This window comes from Desulfovibrio mangrovi, from assembly GCF_026230175.1.
In the GTDB taxonomy this organism is placed as follows: domain Bacteria; phylum Desulfobacterota; class Desulfovibrionia; order Desulfovibrionales; family Desulfovibrionaceae; genus Halodesulfovibrio; species Halodesulfovibrio mangrovi.
In genome coordinates this window covers 639791-665149 of record NZ_CP104208.1, presented here as the reverse complement: position 1 = coordinate 665149, position 25359 = coordinate 639791, and the positions used below count along the sequence as shown (strand labels likewise).

Annotated in this window: 26 protein-coding genes; 1 reads left to right on the top strand and 25 read right to left on the bottom strand. The window is 55.5% G+C overall.

Annotation, left to right across the window (positions count from 1 at the left end; genetic code table 11):
* Nucleotides 1–98 precede the first annotated feature (98 nt).
* Nucleotides 99–2744, top strand: a complete 2646-nt coding sequence (alaS, locus tag N1030_RS03100) for an alanine--tRNA ligase (RefSeq protein ID WP_265827601.1) — start codon at nucleotides 99–101, stop codon at nucleotides 2742–2744.
* An 82-nt stretch (nucleotides 2745–2826) separates the two neighbouring features.
* Here alaS and N1030_RS03095 read toward each other — a convergent pair whose 3' ends face one another.
* The 25 genes from N1030_RS03095 to N1030_RS02975 form a co-directional block, all read right to left on the bottom strand.
* On the bottom strand, nucleotides 2827–3609 hold the full coding sequence (locus N1030_RS03095; RefSeq protein WP_265827600.1) for a substrate-binding periplasmic protein: 783 nt from the start codon (nucleotides 3607–3609) through the stop codon (nucleotides 2827–2829).
* A 181-nt stretch (nucleotides 3610–3790) separates the two neighbouring features.
* Nucleotides 3791–4030, bottom strand: a complete 240-nt coding sequence (locus N1030_RS03090; RefSeq protein WP_265827599.1) for a hypothetical protein — start codon at nucleotides 4028–4030, stop codon at nucleotides 3791–3793.
* A gap of 147 nt (nucleotides 4031–4177) precedes the next feature.
* The gene (gene phoU, locus N1030_RS03085) at nucleotides 4178–4837 is read right to left on the bottom strand and encodes a phosphate signaling complex protein PhoU (protein WP_265827597.1); all 660 of its coding nucleotides are present in this window, start codon (nucleotides 4835–4837) and stop codon (nucleotides 4178–4180) included.
* Between the two features lie 11 nt (nucleotides 4838–4848).
* Nucleotides 4849–5598: a phosphate ABC transporter ATP-binding protein PstB gene (gene pstB, locus N1030_RS03080; RefSeq protein ID WP_265827595.1), complete on the bottom strand. Its 750-nt coding sequence runs from the start codon at nucleotides 5596–5598 to the stop codon at nucleotides 4849–4851.
* Between the two features lie 39 nt (nucleotides 5599–5637).
* Nucleotides 5638–6327, bottom strand: a complete 690-nt coding sequence (locus N1030_RS03075; protein WP_265827594.1) for a response regulator — start codon at nucleotides 6325–6327, stop codon at nucleotides 5638–5640.
* A gap of 246 nt (nucleotides 6328–6573) precedes the next feature.
* Nucleotides 6574–7182 carry a 3'-5' exonuclease gene (locus tag N1030_RS03070; RefSeq protein ID WP_265827591.1) on the bottom strand — a complete coding sequence of 203 codons (609 nt, stop codon included), beginning with the start codon at nucleotides 7180–7182 and terminating at the stop codon, nucleotides 6574–6576.
* A 124-nt stretch (nucleotides 7183–7306) separates the two neighbouring features.
* Entirely contained in the window at nucleotides 7307–8593 is a 1287-nt protein-coding gene (locus N1030_RS03065) for a 4Fe-4S binding protein (RefSeq protein WP_265827590.1), read from the bottom strand.
* A gap of 97 nt (nucleotides 8594–8690) precedes the next feature.
* The gene (locus N1030_RS03060) at nucleotides 8691–9347 is read right to left on the bottom strand and encodes a 4Fe-4S dicluster domain-containing protein (protein WP_265827588.1); all 657 of its coding nucleotides are present in this window, start codon (nucleotides 9345–9347) and stop codon (nucleotides 8691–8693) included.
* 154 nt (nucleotides 9348–9501) lie between these two features.
* The gene (gene mnmE, locus N1030_RS03055) at nucleotides 9502–10872 is read right to left on the bottom strand and encodes a tRNA uridine-5-carboxymethylaminomethyl(34) synthesis GTPase MnmE (RefSeq protein WP_265827587.1); all 1371 of its coding nucleotides are present in this window, start codon (nucleotides 10870–10872) and stop codon (nucleotides 9502–9504) included.
* Between the two features lie 107 nt (nucleotides 10873–10979).
* Nucleotides 10980–12356 carry a Jag family protein gene (locus N1030_RS03050; protein ID WP_265827586.1) on the bottom strand — a complete coding sequence of 459 codons (1377 nt, stop codon included), beginning with the start codon at nucleotides 12354–12356 and terminating at the stop codon, nucleotides 10980–10982.
* A 41-nt stretch (nucleotides 12357–12397) separates the two neighbouring features.
* Nucleotides 12398–14011 carry a membrane protein insertase YidC gene (gene yidC, locus N1030_RS03045; protein ID WP_265829005.1) on the bottom strand — a complete coding sequence of 538 codons (1614 nt, stop codon included), beginning with the start codon at nucleotides 14009–14011 and terminating at the stop codon, nucleotides 12398–12400.
* A 16-nt stretch (nucleotides 14012–14027) separates the two neighbouring features.
* The gene (yidD, locus tag N1030_RS03040; protein WP_265827585.1) at nucleotides 14028–14282 is read right to left on the bottom strand and encodes a membrane protein insertion efficiency factor YidD; all 255 of its coding nucleotides are present in this window, start codon (nucleotides 14280–14282) and stop codon (nucleotides 14028–14030) included.
* Nucleotides 14279–14635, bottom strand: coding sequence for a ribonuclease P protein component (gene rnpA / locus N1030_RS03035; RefSeq protein WP_265827584.1), 357 nt, complete (start codon nucleotides 14633–14635; stop codon nucleotides 14279–14281). Before rnpA ends, yidD begins: the two co-directional genes overlap by 4 nt.
* 20 nt (nucleotides 14636–14655) lie before the next feature.
* The gene (gene rpmH, locus N1030_RS03030; protein WP_265827583.1) at nucleotides 14656–14790 is read right to left on the bottom strand and encodes a 50S ribosomal protein L34; all 135 of its coding nucleotides are present in this window, start codon (nucleotides 14788–14790) and stop codon (nucleotides 14656–14658) included.
* Between the two features lie 34 nt (nucleotides 14791–14824).
* Nucleotides 14825–15004, bottom strand: coding sequence for a hypothetical protein (locus N1030_RS03025; protein ID WP_265827581.1), 180 nt, complete (start codon nucleotides 15002–15004; stop codon nucleotides 14825–14827).
* Between the two features lie 91 nt (nucleotides 15005–15095).
* Nucleotides 15096–15656, bottom strand: a complete 561-nt coding sequence (locus tag N1030_RS03020; protein WP_265827580.1) for a class I SAM-dependent methyltransferase — start codon at nucleotides 15654–15656, stop codon at nucleotides 15096–15098.
* Between the two features lie 207 nt (nucleotides 15657–15863).
* Nucleotides 15864–16733 (bottom strand): FlgO family outer membrane protein, encoded by an 870-nt coding sequence (locus N1030_RS03015; RefSeq protein WP_265827579.1) that lies wholly within the window; start codon nucleotides 16731–16733, stop codon nucleotides 15864–15866.
* Between the two features lie 9 nt (nucleotides 16734–16742).
* Nucleotides 16743–17468: a hypothetical protein gene (locus N1030_RS03010; protein ID WP_265827578.1), complete on the bottom strand. Its 726-nt coding sequence runs from the start codon at nucleotides 17466–17468 to the stop codon at nucleotides 16743–16745.
* A 143-nt stretch (nucleotides 17469–17611) separates the two neighbouring features.
* Nucleotides 17612–17935, bottom strand: a complete 324-nt coding sequence (locus tag N1030_RS03005; RefSeq protein WP_265827576.1) for an Hpt domain-containing protein — start codon at nucleotides 17933–17935, stop codon at nucleotides 17612–17614.
* Between the two features lie 141 nt (nucleotides 17936–18076).
* A complete protein-coding gene (gene groL, locus N1030_RS03000) occupies nucleotides 18077–19711 on the bottom strand; it encodes a chaperonin GroEL (protein ID WP_265827575.1) in 1635 nt (544 codons plus the stop codon).
* 39 nt (nucleotides 19712–19750) lie between these two features.
* A complete protein-coding gene (groES, locus tag N1030_RS02995) occupies nucleotides 19751–20035 on the bottom strand; it encodes a co-chaperone GroES (RefSeq protein ID WP_265827574.1) in 285 nt (94 codons plus the stop codon).
* Between the two features lie 317 nt (nucleotides 20036–20352).
* Nucleotides 20353–22827: a hybrid sensor histidine kinase/response regulator gene (locus N1030_RS02990; protein WP_265827573.1), complete on the bottom strand. Its 2475-nt coding sequence runs from the start codon at nucleotides 22825–22827 to the stop codon at nucleotides 20353–20355.
* A 14-nt stretch (nucleotides 22828–22841) separates the two neighbouring features.
* Nucleotides 22842–23585: a substrate-binding periplasmic protein gene (locus tag N1030_RS02985; RefSeq protein ID WP_265827571.1), complete on the bottom strand. Its 744-nt coding sequence runs from the start codon at nucleotides 23583–23585 to the stop codon at nucleotides 22842–22844.
* 121 nt (nucleotides 23586–23706) lie between these two features.
* A complete protein-coding gene (locus N1030_RS02980) occupies nucleotides 23707–24447 on the bottom strand; it encodes a substrate-binding periplasmic protein (protein WP_265827570.1) in 741 nt (246 codons plus the stop codon).
* Between the two features lie 108 nt (nucleotides 24448–24555).
* Nucleotides 24556–25335: a hypothetical protein gene (locus tag N1030_RS02975; RefSeq protein WP_265827569.1), complete on the bottom strand. Its 780-nt coding sequence runs from the start codon at nucleotides 25333–25335 to the stop codon at nucleotides 24556–24558.
* Nucleotides 25336–25359 lie beyond the last annotated feature (24 nt).

Sequence of the window (25359 nt, the reverse complement as noted above, 5' to 3'; positions counted from 1 at the left end):
ACAAGACGAAAAAACCGAACGCCGCCCATGGGCGGCGTTCGTCTACTCCGCCAAATGCCGGGACGATGCCAGATAGAGTTTTTTCAAGGGAGCCAACAGTGATTACCGCAAACGAAATTCGCACCAGATTCCTCAACTATTTCAAGTCGAAGGGACACGAAGTCGTCGCCTCTTCCGCACTCATCCCCAACGACGACCCCACCCTGCTCTTTACCAACGCGGGCATGGTGCAGTTCAAGAAGACCTTCCTCGGCCAGGAAAAGCGCGGCTATGTTCGCGCCACCACGTCCCAGAAGTGTCTGCGCGTAGGCGGCAAGCACAACGACCTTGAAAACGTGGGCCGTACCGCACGCCACCACACCTTCTTCGAAATGCTGGGCAACTTCAGCTTCGGCGACTATTTCAAGAAGGACGCCATCCGCTTCGCATGGGAATTCATCACCGAAGACCTGAAGCTGCCCAAGGAAAATCTCTACATCACCATCTACAATGATGACGATGAAGCGCACGCCCTGTGGCAGTCCGAAGCCGGAGTGCCCGCAGAGCGCATCTTCCGTCTCGGCGAGAAGGACAACTTCTGGTCCATGGGCGATACCGGCCCCTGCGGTCCCTGCACCGAAATCCACGTGGATCAGGGCGAGCACATGACCTGCGGTCCCAACTGCGGCATCGGCTCCTGCGACTGCGACCGCTTCCTCGAAATCTGGAACCTCGTGTTCATGCAGTTCGATCAGGCCGCAGACGGCACCCGCACCCCCCTGCCCAACCCCTCCATCGACACGGGTATGGGTCTTGAGCGCATTGCCGCCGTATGTCAGGGCGTGAACTCCAACTATGATACCGACCTGTTCCAGGCCATCATCGGCTACACCGCCGAACTGGCCGGTGTGCAGTACCGCAAGCAGAATGACGACGTGGATACCGCCCTGCGCGTTATCGCCGACCACAGCCGTGCCATCGCCTTCATGATCGCAGACGGCATTCTGCCCTCCAACGAAGGCCGCGGCTACGTGCTGCGCCGCCTCATCCGCCGCGCCTACCGCTTCGGCCGCATGATCGGCCTTACCGGCACCTATCTTTACAAGACCGCCCTCAAGATCGTGGACATCATGGGCGAGCACTATCCCGAACTGCGCGAAAACGCCGACTTCATGGCCCGCGTGGTGACGGAAGAAGAAGAACGCTTCAACAAGACCCTCGACAAGGGCCTTGCCATGCTGGAAGACGAACTGGCCGCCCTCAAGGCTGCCGGCAAGTCCGAAGTGCAGGGCGAAACCGCCTTCAAGCTGTATGACACCTTTGGCTTCCCCCTCGACATCGTGAACGACGTTGCTGAAAAGCGCGGCTTTACCGTGGACGAAGATGGCTTCAAGGCCTGCATGCAGGAACAGAAGCAGCGCGCCAAGGCCGCATGGAAGGCCGGTGGCAAGGAAACCCTCGCCGCCCGCTTCCAGTCTCTGCTTGAAGAAGGTCTGCGCAGCGAATTCATCGGTTACGACTTCCTCAAGGGCGAGGCTCGCATTGCCGTGCTCATGAATGCAGAAGCCGAAGCCGTGGATACGCTGCCCAAGGGCACCAAGGGTTACATCGTCACCAACCGCACGCCTTTCTACGGCGAATCCGGCGGTCAGATGGGCGACCTTGGCGTCATCATCGGCGAAACCGGCAAGGCCAACGTGCTCAACACGCTCAAGCCCAATGCCGAGCTCACCGTGCATGAAGTTGAAATTGCAGAAGGTGAAATCTTCGAAAACCAGGCTGTCAGCATGGAAGTGGCTGAAGGCGACCGCATCGCCTCCGCCCGCAACCATACCTGCACACACCTGCTCCACGCCTCCCTGCGCCGCATTCTGGGCGATCACGTCAAGCAGTCCGGCTCCCTCGTGGGTCCCGACCGCCTGCGTTTCGACTTTACCCACATTTCCGCGCTGACGCCCGAAGAGTTGGTTGCCATCGAAAATGACGTGAACCGCGCCATCATGGCCGACGTCCCGCTCGCCACCGCAGAGATGTCTTACAACGATGCTGTCGCCAAGGGTGCCATGGCTCTCTTCGGCGAGAAGTATGCCGCAGACGTCCGCGTCGTATCCGTGGAAAACGAATCCGTGGAACTGTGTGGCGGTACGCACCTGCGCGCCACCGGTCAGGCAGGTTCCTTCTTCATCGTCTCCGAAGGCGGCGTTGCCGCAGGTATCCGTCGTATCGAAGCCGTCACCGGCTGGAACGCTCTCAAGCTGGTCATGGATCAGCGCGCGGAACTGCAGGAAGTGGCAGGCCTCGTCAAGGGCAAGCCCGGTCAGGTTGCTCCCCGTGTGCAGGCGCTGCAGCAGGAGCTGCGCACCCAGCGCAAGGAGATGGAACGCATGGCTGCCAAGGCGGCTTCCGGTCAGGGCGGCGACCTGATGGACAACGTAGCAGAAGTGAACGGCGTGAAGGTGCTGGCTGCCAAGGTGGACGCCCCCAACGTGAACGCCCTGCGCACGCTGATGGACGATGTCCGTTCCAAGATCGGTTCCGGCATTGCCTGCCTTGCCTCCGTTGAGGAAGACAACAAGGTGACCCTGCTCGTGGCCGTGACCAAGGACCTGACCGACCGCTTCAAGGCTGGTGCCATCGTCGGCGCCATTGCAGCCGAAGTGGGCGGCAAGGGCGGCGGACGCCCCGATATGGCCCAGGCTGGCGGCAATAACCCTGCCGGCATTGATGCCGCCTTCGCCAAACTGAAGGAACTGCTCAACGCCTAGCCCGTGCCTCTGGTGATAAATAGAAACGCCCCGCATTGCGGGGCGTTTTTTTATGAACAACACTCTGGGAAGCACTATGATTCTATGGAGTAACAGGAGGATACTCCTCATCCATTATCAATATATCACGAGATGCCAAATGGGGCCGGATCAACCCGTATTTCTCATACACCCGCGCAATAAAACCTTCATCCCACAACCTGCTGGTCACTTCGTCAAAATGATCAATCACGCTCTGGGGCACATTCTTATTGAAAAAAGCAAACAGCGGCACATAAATCCGCTTGCCGACGGGGTATAGTGTAACTCCCAACTCCTTTGCAAGGATCTGTGCACTCCCCAATTCAATGGCAACAAGATCAGTCCGTCCGTTGATCAGCTTCTCTACCAAACTCTCCTGTGTCGGGGCATCCACATCACGCCGTAAACCTTCCACCTGCAAGTATAACGCAGAAGGGTAAGAGAAACCGCGCACACCTCCCCACGAACCTTTTAACGCAACCCCTGGCTCTCTGGCAAAGAACTGCCACGCTATGCTACCAATGGGCTGTTTCGGAAAGCTCCATCGTTTTTCCCGCTCCTCATCCCATACACCGGAAAGCAAGACCTCGCAGAGTCCCTCTTCCACTGACCGAAGCCCCCTGTTCCACGGAACCTGGGAAAGGCAAAGCTCTTCTTCCCCCATCCTCTGATGAATCTCTGCAAATATCTCCATGCTTACACCGGCATATCCTGATTCCGTGACATACTCGTAGGGCACACGCCCTGAAATACAGACCTGCATCGCCAATACTGGAGATGCCGTCCTGCAGACACATCCTGCTGCCACGAATACAGCAATAAAGAGATACAACCATTTCTTCACGGCCAGAGTCCTTTCAACAAATAATGCCCTCTATATCTGACACAACGTATCACAAAGTCCTAACCTGTCTATTATAAAGAAATAAATTAGCCAGTTGGAACCTGCACAAATTACTGCACCACAAAACAAAGCGCCCCGCTTTTGCGGGGCGCTTCTCTCAAAGGAATATATCCTGCGACGACTAATCGTCGGAATCATCATCCTGTTCGGCCTTGCCGTACTTCACCTTCACACGAAGGCGCATACCGGCCTTGGTCTGACGGAACGACACGGAGAAGGTGTCATACTCGTCCACTTCAATTTCCTTGTTGCCAAGGACAAGCTTACCCTGTTCAGCCTGTTCGCCCAGCTGCTTCAGCATGGCGGGAACTTCTTCAGGCTTGATGGGCAGCTCGACTTTACGTTTACCAGTCTTGGTCATTGTCATCTCCTTCATACCGCAAAGCACGGTCTTCTCATGAATGTACCCAAATATACGCGAGCACTCCCCGCTTGCATAGAGGGAGACGAAAATAAAAAAACGGCGCCCCCATGCGAGGGCGCCGTATGAGAACAATCAACTTACTTTCTAGCGGCAAATGCGGTGTTTTATGCTCACGCCTTCCACAATGAATACCACGGCCTCCGCAATGTTCGTGGAAAGATCGCCCACGCGCTCAAGGCTACGGGAGGTGAGAACAGTGTTCACGGCACGCTCCACAGCGGGAGCCTCCGTCCCCATGTAGTTCACCAGATCCTTGATGACCTGCACATCCTGAGCATTACAGTGGCTGTCCCAGCGGCAGATGTCCCGGCCGAGGTCCGGATTGCCTTCACGAAAGGCGGTGATGGCCGCACGGAACATTTCAAGCGCCGTGTCGCTCAGAGCCTTGAGCTGATCGTGAAACGGCAGGGGCGGCCGGGAAGACAAGAACATGGCCTTCTCGGCAATGTTCACGGCTTCGTCGCCAACACGCTCAAGGTTAACGGAAACCCGCATGATGCCGACAATGGAACGCAGGTCAACCGCCATGGGCTGATCAAGCGCAAGCAGACGAAGGCTCATGTCGTCAATTTCACACTCAAGCTGGTTGATGAGCAGGTCGCCATCAATGACTTTCTGCGCCAGATCGCCGTCACGGGTCAACAGCGCCTTGCAGGCGTCTTCAATGGCTATCTGTGCATGGGCCGCCATTTCGAGCGCTTTGATGCGCATCTTTTCAAGCTGGCCATGAAAATGCGTTTCCATAACTGTATCTCCTAGCCGAACCGGCCCGTAATATAGTCTTCCGTCTGCTTGTTACCGGGTCTCGTGAACATCTTCTCGGTATCGCCCACTTCAATGAGGCGTCCCATGTAGAAGAATGCCGTCACGTCGGAAACGCGCGCAGCCTGCTGCATACTGTGTGTCACGATGATGATCGTGTAATTCTTCTTCAGCGTATGAATCAGTTCTTCAATCTTCTGAGTGGCGATGGGGTCAAGCGCCGAAGCAGGCTCGTCCATAAGCAGCACCTCCGGCTCAACGGCAAGAGCGCGGGCAATGCACAAACGCTGCTGCTGCCCACCGGAAAGCCCCAGCGCCGATGAATTCAGGCGGTCCTTCACTTCTTCCCACAACGCGGCGTGCCGCAAGCTTTCTTCCACTTTATCGGCAAGATACGTTTTGTCCTTTACGCCGTTTACGCGAAGGCCGTAGGCCACGTTCTCGAAAATGGTCTTCGGAAAGGGGTTGGGCTTCTGGAACACCATGCCCACACGACGGCGCAACTCTACTACATCCACCTTGGGATCGTAAATATTCATGCCTTCCAGCATGATCTCGCCTTCCACCCGCGAAATGGGAATAAGGTCGTTCATGCGGTTAAGACAGCGCAGGTAGGTGGATTTACCACAACCGGAAGGCCCGATAAGGGCGGTAACCTGGTTCTTCTCGAATTCCAGATTAACGCCATGAAGCGCCTGAAAATCACCGTAGTAGAAGTTCAGGTCTTTGGAATACATTTTCATGCGTTGGTCCAATTGAGTGAGGCTCTGACAAACAGGCGGCTAGTCCTTGAAACGGTAGCCGACTCCTCGAATGGTTTCTATGTAATCTGCATACGATCCGATTTTCTGGCGCAGTCTGCGCACATGGGTATCAACCGTACGCGCATACCCTTCGAACTCGTACCCCCATACCGTATTCAGCAGCTGGTCACGGGTACGCACCCGCCCCTTGTTCTTCAGAAGCTCGGTGAGCAGCTTGAATTCGGTTGCGGTGAGTTGCGCTTCCTCGCCGTCAATCTCGACACGGTGGGCATCCATATCTATGGATAGTCCGTCTATCCCAAGATGCGTACGGACCACCGGCTCTTCCGGCCCCCTGGTTCTTCTGAGCACCGCATTGATACGCAAGACAAGCTCGCGGGGGCTGAAAGGCTTGACGATGTAGTCGTCAGCTCCAAGCTCGAGACCGACGATCCTGTCCACCTCTTCGCCACGGGCGGTAAGCATGATGACCGGAACCGAGGCCAGATCGGGATTCCTGCGCAGCTCCTTGCAGACATCCAGACCACTCATGCCGGGTAGCATAAGATCCAGCAGGACAAGATCAGGACGAAAGCTCACGGCCTTGGTCACGCCATCGCGTCCGGTTGAGGCTGTGCGCACATCGAATCCGGCTGATTCGAAGGTGAACGTCAGGAGCTGAAGAATATCTTCATCATCCTCGACAACGAGAATCTTTTCCTTGGTCATTCAATTTCCTCCGGTAGTACGAGAGCAGATAAACCAGTAACCCGTGACGGAAATATGCAAACTGCGTTACATATGTGTGACATTTGGCAGAGCCTTTCTGCAAAATACACAACACTTCCTTTAATTACTACCTCTTGTTGTTAAAAAGCAAAATGGCGTGACAAGGAAACAAAAAAGGCCGGAACAAAACTGTTCCGGCCTTTTTTGTCACCTTGAAAAGGTTACGTGACAAGCAGGTTACACGTACTACTCGTTGCCGAGAAATCCCAGAGACACCATGCAAAGATGAATCTCCCTGCTGATCCACGCATCCGTTGCAGCGTATTGTATCTGCTGCGTGGTCAGTTCCCGGCTGGCCCAGTTGGAGCATTGTGCTCCTTTTGAAATCCGGACCCCTAAAAGGTTTGCTGCAAGATTGCGAAGCCCGTGTGTTTCCAATCCGATGGAACGGGCGACCTCTCCCAAATCCAACACCCCGGCATCATCAAAATAGGACAGTTTTTGAAGGTCCTTAATGTCGTCCCGCACAGCCACGCCCGTTTTCACTATCGAAGCATCGGCAAGCAGGTCTTTGATTGAATCAGTCAAGGGGAGCCAATTCAGCTGAATGAGATAGACAATATCGCTACAGGCAAACTGCACCAGCGAAGGCAGGTTTATTTTGCCCTTCCGAAAAGTGGGGCGCGTTTCGGTATCAAAGCCCAGCAGGTCTTCCTGCCGCATACGCTGCACTGCTGCAGCAAGTTCTTCTTCCGTCCGTACCAGTTCCACCTGCCCCTCATATCTGTGAAGGGGCAACTCGTTTATCTCATCCTTGGTAATCTTTCGTTTGTATCGCTCTGGAATGTTTCTCATATTCATTTTTTGGCGTTCATACTAACATGCCACAAAGGGCACCAAGGACGGTCGCCATTAATACAACAAGCATCCAGTACCGTAAAGGCTTTTTGCAGATGTAAATCCGGTTGCCTGATACAGGCTACATTCGGGCCACGGCAACAAATACAGCATGCAGCGTTGCCGCAATCGTAACAAACAGCCGCTCGGATGTGGCAGACGAAAGGCCGGGAAATCGCAGTTCCATGGCACCATGGGTGCAAACCGTCGTACAATCCCGACACAGAGAACAGCTCAGGGACGGCCTGCCCAGTTCAAGTGCATCATCCGGCAACGCATTGTAACGGCAGACACGCTGACAGGCACCGCATCGCGTACAGCGATCTGTAATCCGTAAGCGCCAAAGGGAAATGCGGCCAAGCACGTTCCCTACAAGCCCCAGGGGGCAGTATGCGGAACAATGCGCCATGGTTCCTGTACGGGAGCTGACAACAACCATGACTGTCACGCCGGCCAATCCAAGCAGTGCTGCAAGCCACACCGCAACCAGAACCGACACACCGGCCAGCCTCATAGCCAAAGCGGCCCCGAGAACGACCGCGGCAAGCCCCCATCGAAAATACGTGGCCCACCGGGGCAACGGCTTGGGGGCGCCATGCTGCATACGACTCAGCCTGTCATCCCATGCTCCGATGTAACAGAGATGGCTGCACCACGCCGGACCGACCAACAATACAGAAACGGCAAAGAGAATGAGCATGAAGAACCCGCCGCCGCGAAAAAGCGGACCGGCAACGATCAGAGCCGGTACGGGGAGATGCAGATCACCGGTCATGAGCAGACGTTCCACGCCTGCCAGCCCCAGCGCCAATTGCCCGAAAAACACGGCCGAAAACATGGCCCAGATAAATGGACGTACCTTACGGGCCTTCTTGCGGTCCAGCAAAAGACCGCAGACAACAGCCCCGTAAACCGCGACAAGCGCTATTTCCAGCACCCCGCTATCCGGAATGAAACGATCCGCCAGAAGCAGATTGATACGGGCCGCCTTCTCCCTGCAAACCCATAGGAGCACGGCCGTCAGCGCAAAGCTGAAGGCCTGCGGCAGCGCTGTACTCTTTCGCGCATGAAACCGTCTGTCTGCACGGCCGGAGAGCAGAACCAGCGCTCCGGCGAAGGAAAACACCGTCACCCCGCCCATGATGCAGGCAAGGCGCATCCAGTCCTGTCCCAGCATCATGCGCATCTGCACAAACCCCATGCCGGTCCTCACCCAGACAAAGCATCCCCCCAGAAGAACAAGCGCAGCTATGAGCCGCCCCCATGACTGCCTTGTCAGGCAGAGGCCTGCCACCACAAGCACGGCAAACAGATCCCACATTGTTCCGGCCCGCAGGGAATGAGCCCCAAGCAAAATCAGCCCCAGCATAGGCACGCTCAACAAAGCCCAACCCATTACAGGTCCTGCCGGCTTCCCGCAGGCTCCATTGCTACGCGCTTCCAATTCCGAGGCTTGATGCATCTTGTTACTTCCCTGTCAGCAGTTCCAGTTCTTCGTCCAGAGCGTCACCCAGTTCATCAACAAGAGCTCCGAAACGCAGGCCCTTCCGGTATTCACGCATGTAGATATCCAGACAGCCCGATACAATCGAGAGAACAACGTCTTCGTCATGAATTCCCCGAAGCTCCGTGGCAAGGCGGGGATGCCTGCCCAACTTGCCGCCGAGAACCACACGATACCCATTCTCCATGCAGCTCAAGGCCCGCTCCGGACATTTGGCCACACACATCCCGCACTGCATGCACTTGCCGTAGTCGAACATCGGCCCCTGCCTGTCCATGGCGATGGCTCTGTCGGGACATACCTTGTAACAGAGGGCGCAGCAGGAACAGGGTTCCGGGTCGAGCAACGGCACGCAAGCCCTGATAATGCCTATATCCGCCACATGCGGGCGGGAGCAGCCGTTGGGACAAGCGGAGGCGGCAATTCGGAAGGCATGATGATGCAGCAACGGGCCGGTTATGGCATTTCGCAAAAATACAGGCCAGCCGCTATCCTGCACGCACTGTTCAAGCCGTGTGGCGAATCCCTCTCCCACTTCCATGGCAAAGCGACAGTTCGTCTGCGCCTGCATGCCGCGGCAGACAGTTATTTCGTAGGGAGCGATTGCAGGTGAGGACATGGGAACTCCTTGTTGGTTTCAAACTAGCCAATAGAAAAAACGGCGTCCGTGACATATGTCACATCCGCCGAAAGGATTCAAAGACTGACGTAGAGCATACCAAAAGGCCGTCCGTAACAATCTCATGAGACGGCCTGCGAAAGCCGGATTCGCATCACTTGCCGATACAGAAGCTTTCGAAAATTCTGTTCAGGATATCGTCCGGCGTAGTCTCGCCGGTAATCTCGGAAAGAATGGTGCACGCAGCTTCCAGCCTGACTCCGAGGATATCATAAGGCAATTGCAGGCTGATATCCTGCTGCAGAAGATCAAGCTCTTCAAGAGCATCGCGCAGCGCCCTGCTCTGCCGCAGATTGGGAACAAGGTCGCCAGCCTGCGGTTCCCCACCGTCTCTTCGGGACAGCACGTGACCGCGAGCCATGGCTACAAGGGAATCAAGCCCCTCTCCCCGCTTGGCGGAAACCGCCACGTGGGCACAGCCTGCAGGCACGATAGGCAACGTCTCAACAAGGTCCACCTTGTTCAAGACCACCAGAACCCTGTCTGCTCCCACAGAGGTAATGAGTTCTTCTTCGGCATGCCCAACGCCATTGCGGGCATCCACAACCAGCAACACAAGGTCTGCCTGAGAGGCCAGGTCGCGGCTGATCCGTACCCCTTCCTGCTCAACGATATCGCCGGTTTCGCGCAGACCGGCGGTATCCACCAGCCTGACGGGCAGCCCTTCAAAACTGAGCTGCTCCTCCAGAAAATCACGGGTGGTACCGGGAATGTCCGTCACGATGGCGCGGGTACGGCCCAGAAGGCCGTTCATGAGGCTGGACTTGCCCGCATTAACCTGTCCCGCCAGCACCACCAGCACGCCTTCACGCCAGCAACGGGCCCGCTCATAGTTGCGGAGCAGTTCACCTATGGCTTCACGGACGGAAGAAATATCATCCAGAAATTCCTCAGGGCTCAGGCATTCAATGTCTTCCTCAGGAAAATCCACAGCAACGCACAGCTTCATGCGCACGAGCTCGAGCTGGCCTCGCAGTTCGGCAATGCGACGCCCCAACATGCCGTCAAGCTTGGCCTGAGCCAAACGCACGCCGCTTTTAACCGGCGCGGCAATCATCTCGGCCACGGCCTCGGCCTGCGTCAGGTCCATTCTTCCGTTCAGGAAAGCGCGCTTGGTGAACTCGCCTGCATCGGCAGGACGGGCTCCGCAGGCAAACACGGCCTCAAGCACGGAAGAAACAATGGCAGGTCCGCCATGGCAGTGGACCTCAGCCACATCTTCGCCGGTAAAGGTACGAGGGCCGGGCATGTGCACAGCCAGCACATCATCAAGGGGCTCGCCGATCGCATCCGTAATGCGTCCATGATGCAGCACCCGCGGCCGGAAGCCTGCAAAGGATGCGGATGAAGAACGGAACAGGCGCTGCAGGATGGCGGCGGCGTCTGGTCCGCTGATTCTGATAATCCCTATACCCCCCTGTCCCAGAGGAGTGGCGATGGCGGCGATGGTATCTGAATGATGCATAGATAGTATGTAGCCCCGGCCCTGCAGACGGGCAAGGTGTTTGCTGTGGCATTCAAGAAAAAAGGAGGCTCGGTGAGCCTCCTTTTGCATGCATTTCCGGTTGGATGCTAGGCGCTCTTGCGCTTGCGTCCGATAATAACCCGCTTCAGCGGGCCATCGCCCTTGCTGCGGGTCTGAATATCTTCATCACCCTGCAGTGCAAGATGCACGATGCGGCGATGGTAGGAACTGAGAGGACGCGTGGACTGGGGCTTGCCGAGGGTCTTGGCCTTATCGGCAAGATGCAGAGCAATTTCACGCAGCTTATCGTCCTGACGTTCACGGTAGTCGCCGGTATCCAGCTGGACACGAACGGCAACGCCCATCTCCTTGGCCACGATACGGTTGGTAAGATACTGGAATGCTGCCAGCGTCTGTCCTTCGCGTCCGATCAGCAGGCCGGAGTTGTCGCCACTGGAGATGGTCACCTTAACGCGGTTATCTTCAATGGCGGAAGCCACAGGCGTTTCACCGATGACAGGAGTGATGAGCTTGCCTACAACGCCGTTCACAACCTCGATAAGCTTATCCTGATCCAATTCGGCAAGATTCGCTTCGGGCATGGGCTCGGCGGAGATGTCGTCCATCATGTCGTCATCGAACGAAGTATCGAAATCACCCTGGGCACCTTCAGGCAGATCCACCACTGCGTCTGCCTTTGCCGGCAGGCCCTCGGCAGCAGCGCCCTCTTCCTTGCGACCGCGTCCACGACCGCCACGACTGCGACGGCGACCGCCTCGGCTGCGACGGCTGGAAGAACGGCCTTCTTCGGAGGAAGAGCTCTGGCGTTCAGCAGTTTCGGTCTCTTCCGCTGCAGATGCCGCAGAAGCTTCGGCATCCTTAGGCCGCTTGGGCTGGCGATTGCCTCTGCCCTTTTCTGCACGGCCTTCGGGTCGAGCGTCAGAGCGTCCTTCGGAGCGGCTTTTTTCACCGCCGCGACGTTCCTGACGACGTTCACCGGCTTCGCTACGTTCTTCCTTGCCCTCTTCCGTGCGCTCATCACGGCGCGCTTCACGACGGGCAGGCTTCTGGTCGCGCTGGCCGGAACGGGGACCTTCCTTGCGTTCCTTCTGCGCAGGGGCTGCATCGGCCTGACGCTGTGCGTCTTCGGCCTTGGCACCCTTTTCTCTGGGCTTACGGTCATCGCGCTGTCTGCGCTCTTCGCGCTGGCCCTTGTCTTCCCTTCCTTCCGCAGCCTTCTTACGGTCACGGCCGGAGGTTTCAGCAGCAGGAGCGCTGCCGTTCAACACATTGCTATCGAACGCAACCTGCATACGGCGGGCGCGAACCTTCGCCTTTTTGGCACCGACAAGACCGAAAATACCGGTCTTGGCGTCATTGACTATCTCAATTTCAAGTTTTTCCCGTGCGCTATTGAAGTAGCTGCAAGCTGCTTCGATCGCGCTGTCCAGAGTCTTACCCTGGAACTCCTTGTATGCATCCATGCATTCACCTCAAGAGGTACTCGCGATTAAAAGGCAAGGCATTACGCCTTGCGGAGCATGAACCACTGCTGGGCGATGGAGAGTACGTTGTTAACCAGCCAGTAAACGACGAGGCCCGCGGGGAAGTTCAGGAACATGAAGGTGAACACCAGGGGCATGAACATCATCATCTTCTTCTGTACCGGGTCGCCGGTGCTGGGCGTCATCATTTGCTGCAACAGCATGGTCAGCCCCATGACAATGGGGGTAATGTAGAAGGGGTCGGAGGCGGAAAGGTCCGCCAGCCAGATCATGTCCGTAAAAGGCAGATGTGTGATAAAAGAAGCGTGACGCAGTTCAATCGAGTTCAGCAGAGCCTGATACAGGCCGAAGAACACGGGAATCTGAACGAGCATGGGCAGACAGCCGCCGGCAGGGTTGACCTTGTAGGTCTTGTAGAGGTTCATGACCTCCTGGTTCTGCCGTTCGCGGTCGTCAGCATACTTTTCGCGAATCTTCTGCATCATGGGCTGCAGCTTCTTCATCTGCTCCATGGACTTGTAGCTCTTGTGGGAAAGAGGCCAGAACAGCAGCTTGATCAGAATGGTCAAGATGATGATGGCTACACCGTAGTTCCCCACATACTCGTGGAAGAAGTTGATCATCTTCAACAAGGGCTTGGCCAGAATGCTGAACATGCCGAAGTCAATGGAGGCTCCGAGCATGTTGGGAGCGTTTTCCAGAGCTTTGGCAAGCTTGGGGCCAAGGTAGTAATTGGTGCCGACTTCAAATTCGGCTCCGGGAGCAAGGCCGATGGCGTCACGCTCGATGGCAACACGATAGACGCCATGCTGGAATTTTGCTTTGAGGGCAACGTCGGTTCCTTCAGGCGCAACAGCGGCGAGGAAGTAGTTGCTCTCTACACCGGCCCAACGCAGGGGCAGGCTCTTGGCAAAGCCCTTTTCCAGCTCTTCCAGATCGGCTTCGTAATCCAGACCTTCGGAATCGGAGAACCATGCAATCTTGGTGGGATTGTAACGGTTATCGGCAGATTCAAGGTGGCCTGCACCAAGGGTGAAATCAAGACGTACACTGCGGGGAGCGTCGCCAGAATTCAGAAGGCGAACCTTCTCTTTCACCACATATGTATCGGCAAAGAAGTGCATTTCGCGAACAACGCGGATGCCATCCACTTCACCAGTGAACACCAGCAAGCCGCTGGCGTTGCCATCAAGGGAAAGATTGTCTCCGGCAAAGCTCCATTGCCCGTCAATCCAGGAACGCTTGCCGTCCAGCATGATACCGAGAGCGCCAAGCTGAGAAGCTTCACCACCCACCATGTCAACGGCAGGAGAACCGGCATTGATGCTCACCTTGTAGTCATTCAGGAAAAAGCTCTTCATTACGCCACCCTGACTATGCAGAACTGCCTTGTACAGGGGGGTGGAAACGGTCACTTCACGCCCTTCGGAGGGCTGGAAAACAGGAACGGCAGGCTGATCCACACCAAGGGCGGTCTGAGCCTGCGCGTTTCCGGAATTGGCCTCGGGAGCTGCCGCTACCTGCTGCTGCTCAACCGGCTCGGGCAACCAGCCCATATGCTGCGCCAGAAAATTCCAGCCTACGGTAACTGCCAAACAGAGCGCTACAGCGATCAATAAACGCTTATTATCCATCATGATTGGACCTCAATTACTCCTGTCCGAGGGGGGATTGATGCCGGGAAGGTGGAACGGGATCGTAGCCGCCGCGGCTGAAGGGATGACACCTGAGAATTCGCCAAACGGCAAGGCCGGAGCCTTTCAGGACGCCGTGACGAGAGATAGCCTCGGCCGCATACTCCGAACACGTGGGGACGAAACGGCAGGCAGGGGGCGTAAGCGGTGAAATGCACAACTGGTAAAAGCGGATAGGCAGCACCAGTATGGTTCGGGCAAATGACTTCATGGCGCTTCGTTTCCCGCCTCTTGGGCAAGCTGGCCGCAGACGTTATGAATTATCGGCGATAATTCCTGCGAAACCATTTCGAGACTTACCCGCTCGGGGTTGAGACTGCGCTTGGGCACTACCACGACATCGAATCCGTCGCAGACCTCGCGCTGGTTGAGTCGGAAAAACTCGCGAATCACGCGCTTGACGCGATTACGCACGACTGCCGTTCCTGTTTTTTTCGTCACTGCCATGCCCATACGCCAACTCAGCAGAGCCGAGGAACGAGGCAGCACAAACAGGATGAAATTCTTGGAAAAGTAACGGCGGCCTTCATTGTAACAGCTGACAAAATCAGGCCGCCGGATCAAGCGATGCTCGCGTGAATGCGTTAAGCGGATAATCTCTTACGCCCCTTCGCACGACGACGGCTCAGTACTGCGCGGCCGCTAGCGGACTTAAGGCGGGCGCGGAAGCCACAAGCTCTGGCACGTCTGACTTTGCTCGGCTGATACGTTCTCTTCATGGGGTTACTCCTTTAAAAAAATGAACGGACCTTTTTACAGTGTAAAACGGCCCGCGTCAAGCATGACAAGGGGAATGTTCTCGCGATTCACCGGAAAGCTCAGCATAAAGCCGGTCACAGCCGACCGCCTAACGGTATCGCGGGAAAATCCATAGGCTGTTTCACCCATAATTACAAGCGGAAAGATGGCGCAGGCCAGTTTTTTCCTCAACATGACGGCTATCCTCCCGAAAAGCACCATGGCAAGAACGCCTGCCATAGCATATGTTACGGTAGCGATGCGCCTGCAACATACGCACGACATTCTACTTTTCCGCGACTACGCAGTGAAGAATATGCGCGCTACCCTGCCGCTTCCTATTATAAATAGCTCCCGAAAAGCCGCTCTGCCGCAAAAAGAAAACCACTTCCTCCGGCGTATACAGGTTGAAGACATCTGCGCTGAGGGGCTTTCTTCCTAGTTCAGCCTTATCGCCGAAGCCCAGAACCAGCTTGCCGCCCGCTTTGAGCAGACGTCTGATCTTTTGCGCCGTATCCAGCGGATTCTTCCAGAAATATACGGTATTCACACTGCATACGGTATCAAACGAACTGTCAGTCCATACCATGTCTTCAAAAGCCCCCTGTCTAAAGGACACACGACCATCTGACATGAGGCGGGCATTGTTCTTCTGCGCCTGCAGCACCATGGCCTCCGAGAAATCCACCCCCTCAACTATCCCGTCCTTTACAGTAGCTGCAAGCTCATGCAGCAGCCTGCCGGTTCCGAAACCAATCTCGAGAATATGATCATTGGCTTGCGGATCTACCAGTTCTCTGACAAAGGCGTTCAACTCGGCATTCCCCCTGTCGAACACGCGGGACATGACAAACCTCCCGAACAGCCCGGAGGGCCTGCGGGCCTGCCGAGAAAAGAAATGGATAAAAGACATGGGCTACCCCCTAGTTGTTAGCATCCAGCTAAATGAAACTGAATCCATAGTAAAAGTAAAAGCTCACATCCCTCTAGCACAGCAGGTCGGCGCAACAAAATAAAAAAGCACCCCTTAAGGGGTGCTTACCATGAGGCTGTATCATCGAATGGCTGGCTCAGGTGGACCAAGCGGCGTCGGAGCATCCGCTGCCCCTAAAGGAGGCGTAGGCGTGATCACCCGCTGAGGCGGCGTAATAACCGGAGCATTCATCGGCCCGGCAGGCTGCCGCCCTGCTCCCCCCCCCTGGAAGGTGTTCCCCTGAAAAACGGGGACATCCGCACGCTGTGGCGCAAAGTTCTGCACGGGCGGCAAGGCCGCGCCGTTGGGCGTGTAGGCTGCCTGCCTGCGCGAGAACTCGTTCCACGCCGGATCCACATCCACAGGAGACTTCTTCTCCTTACGCAGCATACTGCGTACCTCGCCGCTGTTTGACAGCTGATACTCATACGCTCCCACAACCGCTCCGTCATCGAGCCGGATAAGGCGCAACGAACAGTACACGGTCACAGGCGTCTCAACATAGCTGCCCACCAGTACGGCCTGTGCGGCATACTGGGTCTGCATCAGACGGGCAACCTCACGGGTCAGCATGAACTCCCCTTCACGGGGACGGATGATCATATTCTGACCCAAACGGGATTCGACAAGACGATACCCGTACTGACTCAGCCGGGACCCCACCTGCTGCATCACCACACGACCAAAGGTGGAGCTTTTCTGCAAATCATCAAGCTCCACCATGGCAGTAACGAGAACGGGACTATCCTTGCTTACACGCCCCGCCATGACCTGATGCAGCGCATCCGCAGCCATCTGACTGGTGCCGGTCAACAGCGAACCCTGAGGAAACGCCGCCAGCGAAGCTTCAATCTGCGCGGGCTGTCTCGGTATGGCGCCCGGTCCGGCCATTGCGGCAACAACACTCAGCAGGAGCAGAATCAGCACCAACAACAGAGAAAGACGTTTCATGCTCTCCTCCTACTGGGCCGTAACCCGCACGGGGCGGGGCTTGAATTCCTGCACGTAGTGCCCGCGGGCCATGGGGTCCACAAACTGCTCATAGTCAGGATCGTTGATGTAATAGACTGAGGAGGTGTGCACCACATACCTGTTGTTGTAGGACATGGACACGGAGATAAGAACTTCGCGATTGGAAGTGGAGGTGACGGCGCCGCTGGCAAAGTCGGCAAGTACGCCAGCGCCTATGGCGGCAGGAATCCATTCCGCCATGGAGTTCAGCGCACGCGCAGCGCTCACTCCCGTACTGATGGCCGTGAAGGTGCCAATGGGCGGACGCTGCATGCGATCATTGTGCAGAACCGCAAGAACGTCGTACTCCACATCCACCACATCGCTTTCACGTTCCAGAGAAACCTGTATGCCGCGCGAAACAAGCTCGGAAGTCAGCAGCTTGTAAAAGCCCAGAGAGAAAGGCCTGCTGTTGGGCGGCTCCATATACAGGGGTTTCATGAGCAGATCGTCACGATCCTCAATTGCCTTGAATATCCTGTCTGCCACGTCTGAAGCAAGCACCTGCCAGTGCCCCGCCGACTGCATCTTGTATTGCGATTCCGCCTCATATGTCGTCGCGACCGGCAGCTGCGAACGATACAGCGCGCACGCCGAAAGCGACACAGCCAGTGCAAGCACCACCGCCAGCCGTGCGGCAGCAAGCGCCTTATGCCGGAAGTGCATATATTTCATGGCCCGTTCCCCTGCTCATGGTCCATTCTGATTATCGGGAAGGCGCGGCAGAAGACAGTCTTCTGCAGTCCTACACTCCCTCATCGTCAAAATGCCCCCATCCCTTTAGGGGGTGACGGTATTATGCTGAACCGAGACGCTTTCTATGGACCGATCTCACGCTGAAGGTCGCGCAGATCCTGCACCAGAACGCGCCGGAAGTGTTCCACCGAACCCTCATCCTGTCCTTCACGGATGGATTGCTCCAAAGCCCGCGCAGTATGCCGCACCCTCTCCGCACCGATATTGGCGGCATCACTCTTGAGCCGATGCGCACGCGAACGCATGACATCCAGCCCATTTCCCCCAGTTTCACTGAAATAGTCCAACCAATTGCACAACTCGCTGCGCATAATGGCTAGCAACTCATCATACGATTCCGGGTCGATACCCAACATGCGCATCGCCCCCTGCCTGTTCAAAACCATTCAGGACTCCTTTGCCATTCCCCAAAAACGTGTGTCTTCATCAAATCACCTTACACAGAACAATGCATAGCTCAGTTTTTGGATAAAAAAAAGGGCCGGAGAAAACTCCGGCCCAAAGAGGCAGATTTGCCAGACGGCGATTTAGTACATGCCGCCCATGCCGCCCATGCCACCGGGCATAGCCGGAGCAGCGGGCTTATCGGAAGGCTTCTCGGCAATGGCGCACTCGGTGGTGAGCAGCAGGGAAGCTACGGAAGCAGCATTCTGCAGTGCAATGCGGGTAACCTTCTTGGGATCGATAACGCCGGCCTTGATAAGGTCTTCGTATTCGCCGGTAGCAGCGTTGAAGCCGAAGCCGTCCTTGCCGTCGCGAACCTTTTCCACAACGATGGAGCCTTCGAAACCAGCGTTGGCAGCGATCTGACGCAGGGGCTCTTCGATGGCGCGACGCAGGATGGCAACGCCGGAAGCTTCGTCGTCGTCAGCGGGCTTGATGTCGTCGAGGATTGCGGCCACGCGAACCAGAGCGGTACCGCCGCCAGGCACGATGCCTTCTTCAACGGCAGCGCGGGTAGCGTTCAGGGCGTCTTCAACGCGGTCCTTCTTTTCCTTCATTTCGGTTTCGGTAGCTGCACCAACGTTGATCACGGCAACGCCGCCAACCAGCTTGGCCAGACGTTCCTGCAGCTTTTCACGATCGTAGTCGGAAGAAGTTTCTTCGACCTGAGCGCGGATCATCTTCACGCGAGCCTTGATGTCCTCGCCCTTGCCGGCGCCGTCAACGATGGTGGTGTTTTCCTTGTCAACAACCACGCGCTTGGCGGAACCGAGGTCAGCCACGGTGATGTTCTCGAGCTTGACGCCCATTTCTTCGGAAACAACCTGACCACCGGTGAGGATGGCGATGTCCTGCAGCATGGCCTTGCGGCGTTCGCCGAAACCGGGAGCCTTTACGGCTGCAACCTGCAGGGTGCCGCGCAGCTTGTTCACAACCAGAGCGGCAAGAGCTTCGCCGTCTACGTCTTCAGCGATGATGACGAGGGGCTTGCTCATCTTGGCGACCTGCTCCAGAACGGGGAGCATGTCCTTCATGTTGGAAATCTTCTTTTCGCAGATGAGGATCAGGGGAGAATCCATTTCCACGATCATCTTGTCAGCGTTGGTTACGAAGTAGGGGGACAGGTAGCCGCGGTCAAACTGCATACCTTCAACAACTTCGAGAGTGGTCTCGAGGCCCTTGGCTTCTTCAACGGTGATAACGCCTTCCTTGCCCACCTTGTTCATGGCTTCGGCAATGATGTTGCCGATGGTGGTGTCGGAGTTGGCGGAAATGGTGCCAACCTGAGCGATTTCCTTCTGGTCGCGGGTGGGCTTAGCAAGAGCGTTCAGTTCGACAACGAGGGCTTCAACAGCCTTGTCGATGCCGCGCTTGATGGCCATTGGGTTACGGCCGGCAGCAACGAGCTTCACGCCTTCCTTGTAAACAGCCTGAGCAAGAATGGTAGCGGTGGTGGTACCGTCGCCAGCGATGTCGGAAGTCTTGGAGGCAACTTCCTTAACCATCTGGGCGCCCATGTTTTCGAACTTGTCTTCCAGTTCGATTTCCTTGGCTACGGAAACGCCGTCCTTGGTGATAACGGGGGAGCCGAAGGACTTTTCGATAACAACGTTACGGCCCTTGGGTCCAAGGGTAACCTTAACGGCGTTGGCAAGCTTATCTACACCGCGGGAAAGGCGCTCACGTGCCTTTGCGTCAAAAAGAATCTCTTTAGCCATGAGTATAATCCTCCTGAAATATAAGCGAAATGAGGTAAGTTAGGCGATGATGGCGAGAATGTCGTCTTCGCGCATTACGAGGAAGTCGTTACCGTCGATCTTGATCTCGGTACCAGCGTACTTGTTGAAGAGAACAACATTGCCGACAGCAACGGTCATGGCAATGGTGTTGCCGTTTTCAACCTTACCGGGGCCTACCGCAACGACTTCGCCACGAGAGGGCTTTTCCTTGGCGGTATCAGGAATGTAAAGACCACCGGCGGTCTTTTCTTCGGCTTCAAGACGCTTAACCAGAACGCGATCGCTCAAAGGCTTCAGATTCATACTATAACCCTCCAACATTTTTTCATATTCGACTTTTCTGTTAGCACTCAAACGAGTCGAGTGCCAATACCGCGCGGATATATACCCCTTCCTGCCCCCGCTTGCAACACATGGTCTTTTCAAAGGCAGGTTCCGCATACAGCGGAACGGGCACCGCAAGTTATGTACATAAAATACCCGCTGAAAAAGCGGGAGAAATCAACGTCGGGAATAAGCTTCCCGAACGCTGACGGGATAATAAATCACTTTTCCGCCTTGAAAAGGGGGCAAGTGCATTTTTTTTCATTTTTTTTGTAAAAAATAAAAATATCAAACCGTTACAGCTGCGACAATTCTGTAAGCAAAACATTCTTATGCACTGGCTTGGTCAAGAATCCGGTACAGCCGGCATCAAAAGCCCTTTTCTTCTCTTCCTCAAGGGCATGGGCAGTAAGCGCGATGACGGGCACCTGCCCCCCTCCCCGTTGCCGCTCCAATTCACGGATACGTGATGTTGCTGTCAGACCATCCATGACCGGCATTTCAATATCCATGAGCACCACGTCAAAGAATTCATTCGCAAAGCGGTCCACCCCATCCTGACCATTCTCCGCCATGACAAGCTCGTGAGGAGTTCGGCGCAGGAACAGTTCCACCACCATGCGGTTATTGGGAGAATCGTCCACGAGCAGAATGCGCAGAGCGCGGCCATCCCCCATTGCATGCGAAGCAGGCTCTTCCGGTTCCGCTTTTGAAGCCAGCACCTCATCCAGCGCCTCGGCAAGCGAATGCGGAGCAATCGGCTTTACCAAAGAAGTATAGTAAAGCCCGCCAGGAACTGCTCCGACCCCGCATCCAAGCGTACAAAGCAACACGGATCGCCGTACGCCTTCATCCACCAGTGCTCCCAGATACGAAGCGACGCTCTGCCCTCCCACCTCTGCCCGTTCATTTGGCAGAACCGTCACAACCAGTTCGACGGGGCGCCCTTGTGCCGCAAGTTCCCGAATGCATACGGCCGCCCCCTCCAGACTGCCCAGCACTTCCACGGCTGCACCAAAATCTTCCAGATATTCATGCAGCAAGCTGCGGGTAAAGACGTGGGGCTCTACCACAAGCACACGTTTGCCGGCCACGGTCTTCGCCCCTTTGGTCTTTGCAAGCTGCCTGCTGCAGACTTCAAAGTTGGCCGTGAAAGAAAAAATGGAGCCGGAAAACCCATCGCTTTCCACCCCGATATGCCCGCCCATAAGACTGACAAGATGGCGGCAGATAGCCAGACCAAGTCCGGTTCCACCGAACTTTCGCGTCGTCGAGGAATCAGCCTGCGAAAAGGTCTCGAATATTCTGCCATGCAGGGAAGGAGGCACACCAATCCCCGAGTCCCGGACCGTGAAAAGAAGGTTGCCCGGATCCATACTGTCCGGATTGGCATTCACCTCAAGAATGACCTCGCCCCGCTCTGTGAATTTGACCGCGTTGCCGATCAGATTGATCAGAACCTGACGCAGCCTCGTGGGATCTCCCTTCAACCGATGCGGCACGTGTGGAGCCAGACGCCATCCAATTTCCAGTCCTTTCTCATGCGCCCGCACAGCCAGAGATCTGAGCGTCTTGTCCACCACCTTCTGCAGATCGAATTCAATATGCTCCAGCATGAACTGGCCGGACTCGACCTTGGAGAGATCCAGAATGTCGTTGATGAGTTCCATAAGTCCCTCACCAGCCTGGCGCAGCACCTTCACATTTTCCTGTTGCTCTCTTGAAAGCTCTGCCTCGGTCAACACCTCCGCCATTCCGAGAATGACATTCATGGGGGTGCGGATTTCGTGGCTCATAGTGGCGAGGAACTGGCTTTTGGAACGCGTGGCGGACTCCGCCTGCTCCTTGGCCTTCTGCAATTTGTCGATGGCAACCTGCAGCTCGGCATTCTTCTCATCCAATTGACGGGTCCGTTCTTCAACCTTGTCTTCAAGCGACCAGCTGTACTCCTCAATCTGGCGGCTGGCATCCTGCAAGCTTACGGCAAGCCGCTCCGACTCCTTACGCATGACGAGCAGATTGGCCAGCATCGCATTGAAGGCTTCCGCAAGAACCGTCAGTTCGTTGCGGCTATCCGACTCCATGGCAACCTGAATACTCTCAAGATTATCCATGCTGACCATGGCTGTGGCGCTGGTCAATTTTTCGAGCGGACGGGAAAGTATCTTGCGGGCAAACCAGAGGAAGATAACCCACAAGGCAACAGCCTTGATAAGGGCATTGACGAGAATGATGATGAGATCTTCCCACACTTCGCTGAGAACAATATTCTCACTGGAAAACAGCGTTAACGCCCCAATTACATAGGGCTGCCCGCCCGATTCCATGTACATGATCGGGAAGGTGTTCCAGAAAAGGCTGTCCCGTTCTCCTGTTCCTTCGACATTAAGCAACATGCCATTCTCGCCGAATGCAGGAGCGGCAAACGGCAGGGGCCTCTCAAGCGAATTGGCTTCAAATGCCCCCTGAAACTCCGTTTCAACGCGCACTCCCACCAGTTCCGGCGTCTCAAGCATGCCGTTCACGATGGTACGGATCTGCAAGTCATCCACATTATAAATGGCCGCAGCCAACCCCTCGGAAACAACAGTTTCCAGAGAGGCAATCGACCGGGTCACTTTGTCATGGGTGGAGATGTATTCATTGATCAGTTGCCCTGCCGTAAGCAGGCACGTGACCAGCACGTACAGCAAAAACACCTTGCGTAACAGCAAGGTTGCCACCGAGTTCTTGATAGGTACGAAAAAAGGACTGCGTTTAGCTTCGGCCATGCAGCGCTCCGGAACTATTCAGAAAACTCGTAGTGAGGATAGGGGAATCCCCACTTTTCAAAAATCGATTGTAACTCTCCGGAAGCATGAAGCCTCTCAATTCCCTTTGCATACATCTCTTCTATCTGTCTGCCGCGAAGCGAGTCTCTAAGAACTGGAAAATACTGACGTCTCCCGGCCACCTGAATATCGTAATCGTCCTTGCTGAACGGAACAGTACTCGCTTTGACGGACTCATTGATAAAATTCAGATCGTCAATGTAGAAGTCTGCCCGCCCCAGAACAACCATGCCCAGAGCGGCATCTGCCGTTTTTACTTCCTTGAGGATTGTACCTTCAGGAAAATTCTTCGGGGCATAGTAACCGAGCCGGAAGACAACAGACTTGCCTGCCATGCTCTCCGGCCCCTGCCAGACGCCCTGCCGTTTGAGATTGAAGAAGCAATGAAACTCACCTTCATACATGGCATAGCGAGCCAGAAACAATGGAGAAGGGGCGCGGTCCCTGCACGTCATCATATCCGCTTTGCCGGCGGCAACAAGGTCGTTTCCCCGCTGAGAAGAGACATAAATGCGGCGGACAGGCACCCCCTGCTCCGTAAAAATCTTGTTGAGGATCTCATGATACAGACCCGTGCCGTCATGATTGGTGAATTTGTTCCATGAAGGACCTACAACAACTATTTCACCCAAGTCGGCAGCATGTCCCCACGAAGAAACAAGCAGGACAAGAAGTAAAGAAAGCACGTACCGCTTCATGAATCCCCCGGAGGCAATAAATCCATATAATCATTTCTGCCAAGCAACCACCACGGCATGATCAAACACAGTCGCACCCTATCACCAAGCGATTAAAGCCCCTGGGTCCACACCCCAAGCCCTACTCAATGGTATAAGGCGGGTACTCAAACCCCCACTTGGCAAAGATCTCACGCAGCTTTCCGTTATGGATGAGCTGCTCCATGCCCTGATCATACAATGTCTTGATCCGCTCTCCCCGCTCAGACTCCAACAACACCGGATGGTAGGTGCGGTATCCGGCCATGCGGACATCATAGTCTGCCCTATCGAACGGAAGTTTGTTTTCCTTAATGGACGTATCTATAAAAGACAGATCATCCACATAAAAATCTGCTCTGCCGAGAAGCACCATGCCGAGGGCAGAAGTCCCCGTCTTCACTTCCTTTGGCTGTATGGGAACAGGAAAATTCTTTACCGTGTAATAGCCGATTCGCCAGGCTACGACCTTGTCACGAAGGCTTTCCTCCCCTTTCCACTCCCCAACGCGTTCCTTATTGTAAAATACATGGTAAGGCCCGGCAAACATAGGATATTTTGCCAGTTGCAAGGGGGCTTTCGCCACGTCATGACAGGTCATCATGTCTGCCCTGCCAGCTCTGACAAGATCGTAGGCCCGCTCGGAAGGTACATATTCGCGAACGACAGTTATGCCGTGCAGGGCAAACACCTCGTTCAATATCTCATGATACAGCCCTGTTCCGTCCATATTGGTGAAACGGTCCCACGAAGGTCCCACGACTATCACCTTATCAATGCCGGCAGCAGATCCCCCCCCGGGGAAGAATACCACCAATGCCAACAGCAGAAGCAGTCTTCGCATAAAAAAGCCCACCTTTCATTCAGATGTTACAACGTACAACACTTCATGAAAGATGGGCAATCAGTTAGATTGTCAGGTCCGAGTCAAAAAAAAGCCACATCTCTCCCGCTATACGCTCTTCCCCTTTCTGCTAATACGCACGCGAAGCCACCGGCAGACATTGCCTGTCATCCGCTCATAGAAATCCATGAGAGGATCAAGCCGATTGGTGTGCGGATAGATGAAATGATGATCAGGGAACATCTCAGGAAGCATTCGCAACTGGATGGCATGTTCTTCAAGCAGGTATTCCCTGCTCAATACCGCAACCCGTGCGCGCTCCTCTTCAGGCGTTTCTTCCCGGCAGGCGGAGTCAACAAAGTGACTCACCATGGTATCCACGAGGTTGCTTGCCGCACTGTCACGCCCACAAAAGGCATCAAGCTGCTTCCGGTGGTCCGGATAGGCTTCCATGCCGAGCAGGTCGCTCCAATAGACAAGGCGATAGGGAATGGAAAGGCCGGCCCACGCTCCGGCATTTTCCTCAACCCACCGCTTGCCCACATTGACGGACTTGACGAAGGCCCGCTCCACAGAAAGTTCCGGATCGGCAATACGCAACGTATGCCTGTGCAGCATATCCGAAACGATGATGACGCACTCGCGGAAGGTCTTTTCCACAAGCCGCATAATTGAGTCGAGCTTGTTGCCCTCGTGGTAATCCTGCCCAAGACTGATGGGAACGAAGCAGAGGTTGTTGTGCAGGGATTCCCTTTCGAACTGAAGGTTCCTGAACTTGGCAACATACCGCTCTTCCGCTGCCGAAGGGACTGCAAACGAAGAGCCCAAAGAAAGGCCAGACTGATAACCATTCGTAAGGATAGGATTTCCATTCTTGTCGTGCCACATACCATACTCCTTATATAAAAGGGT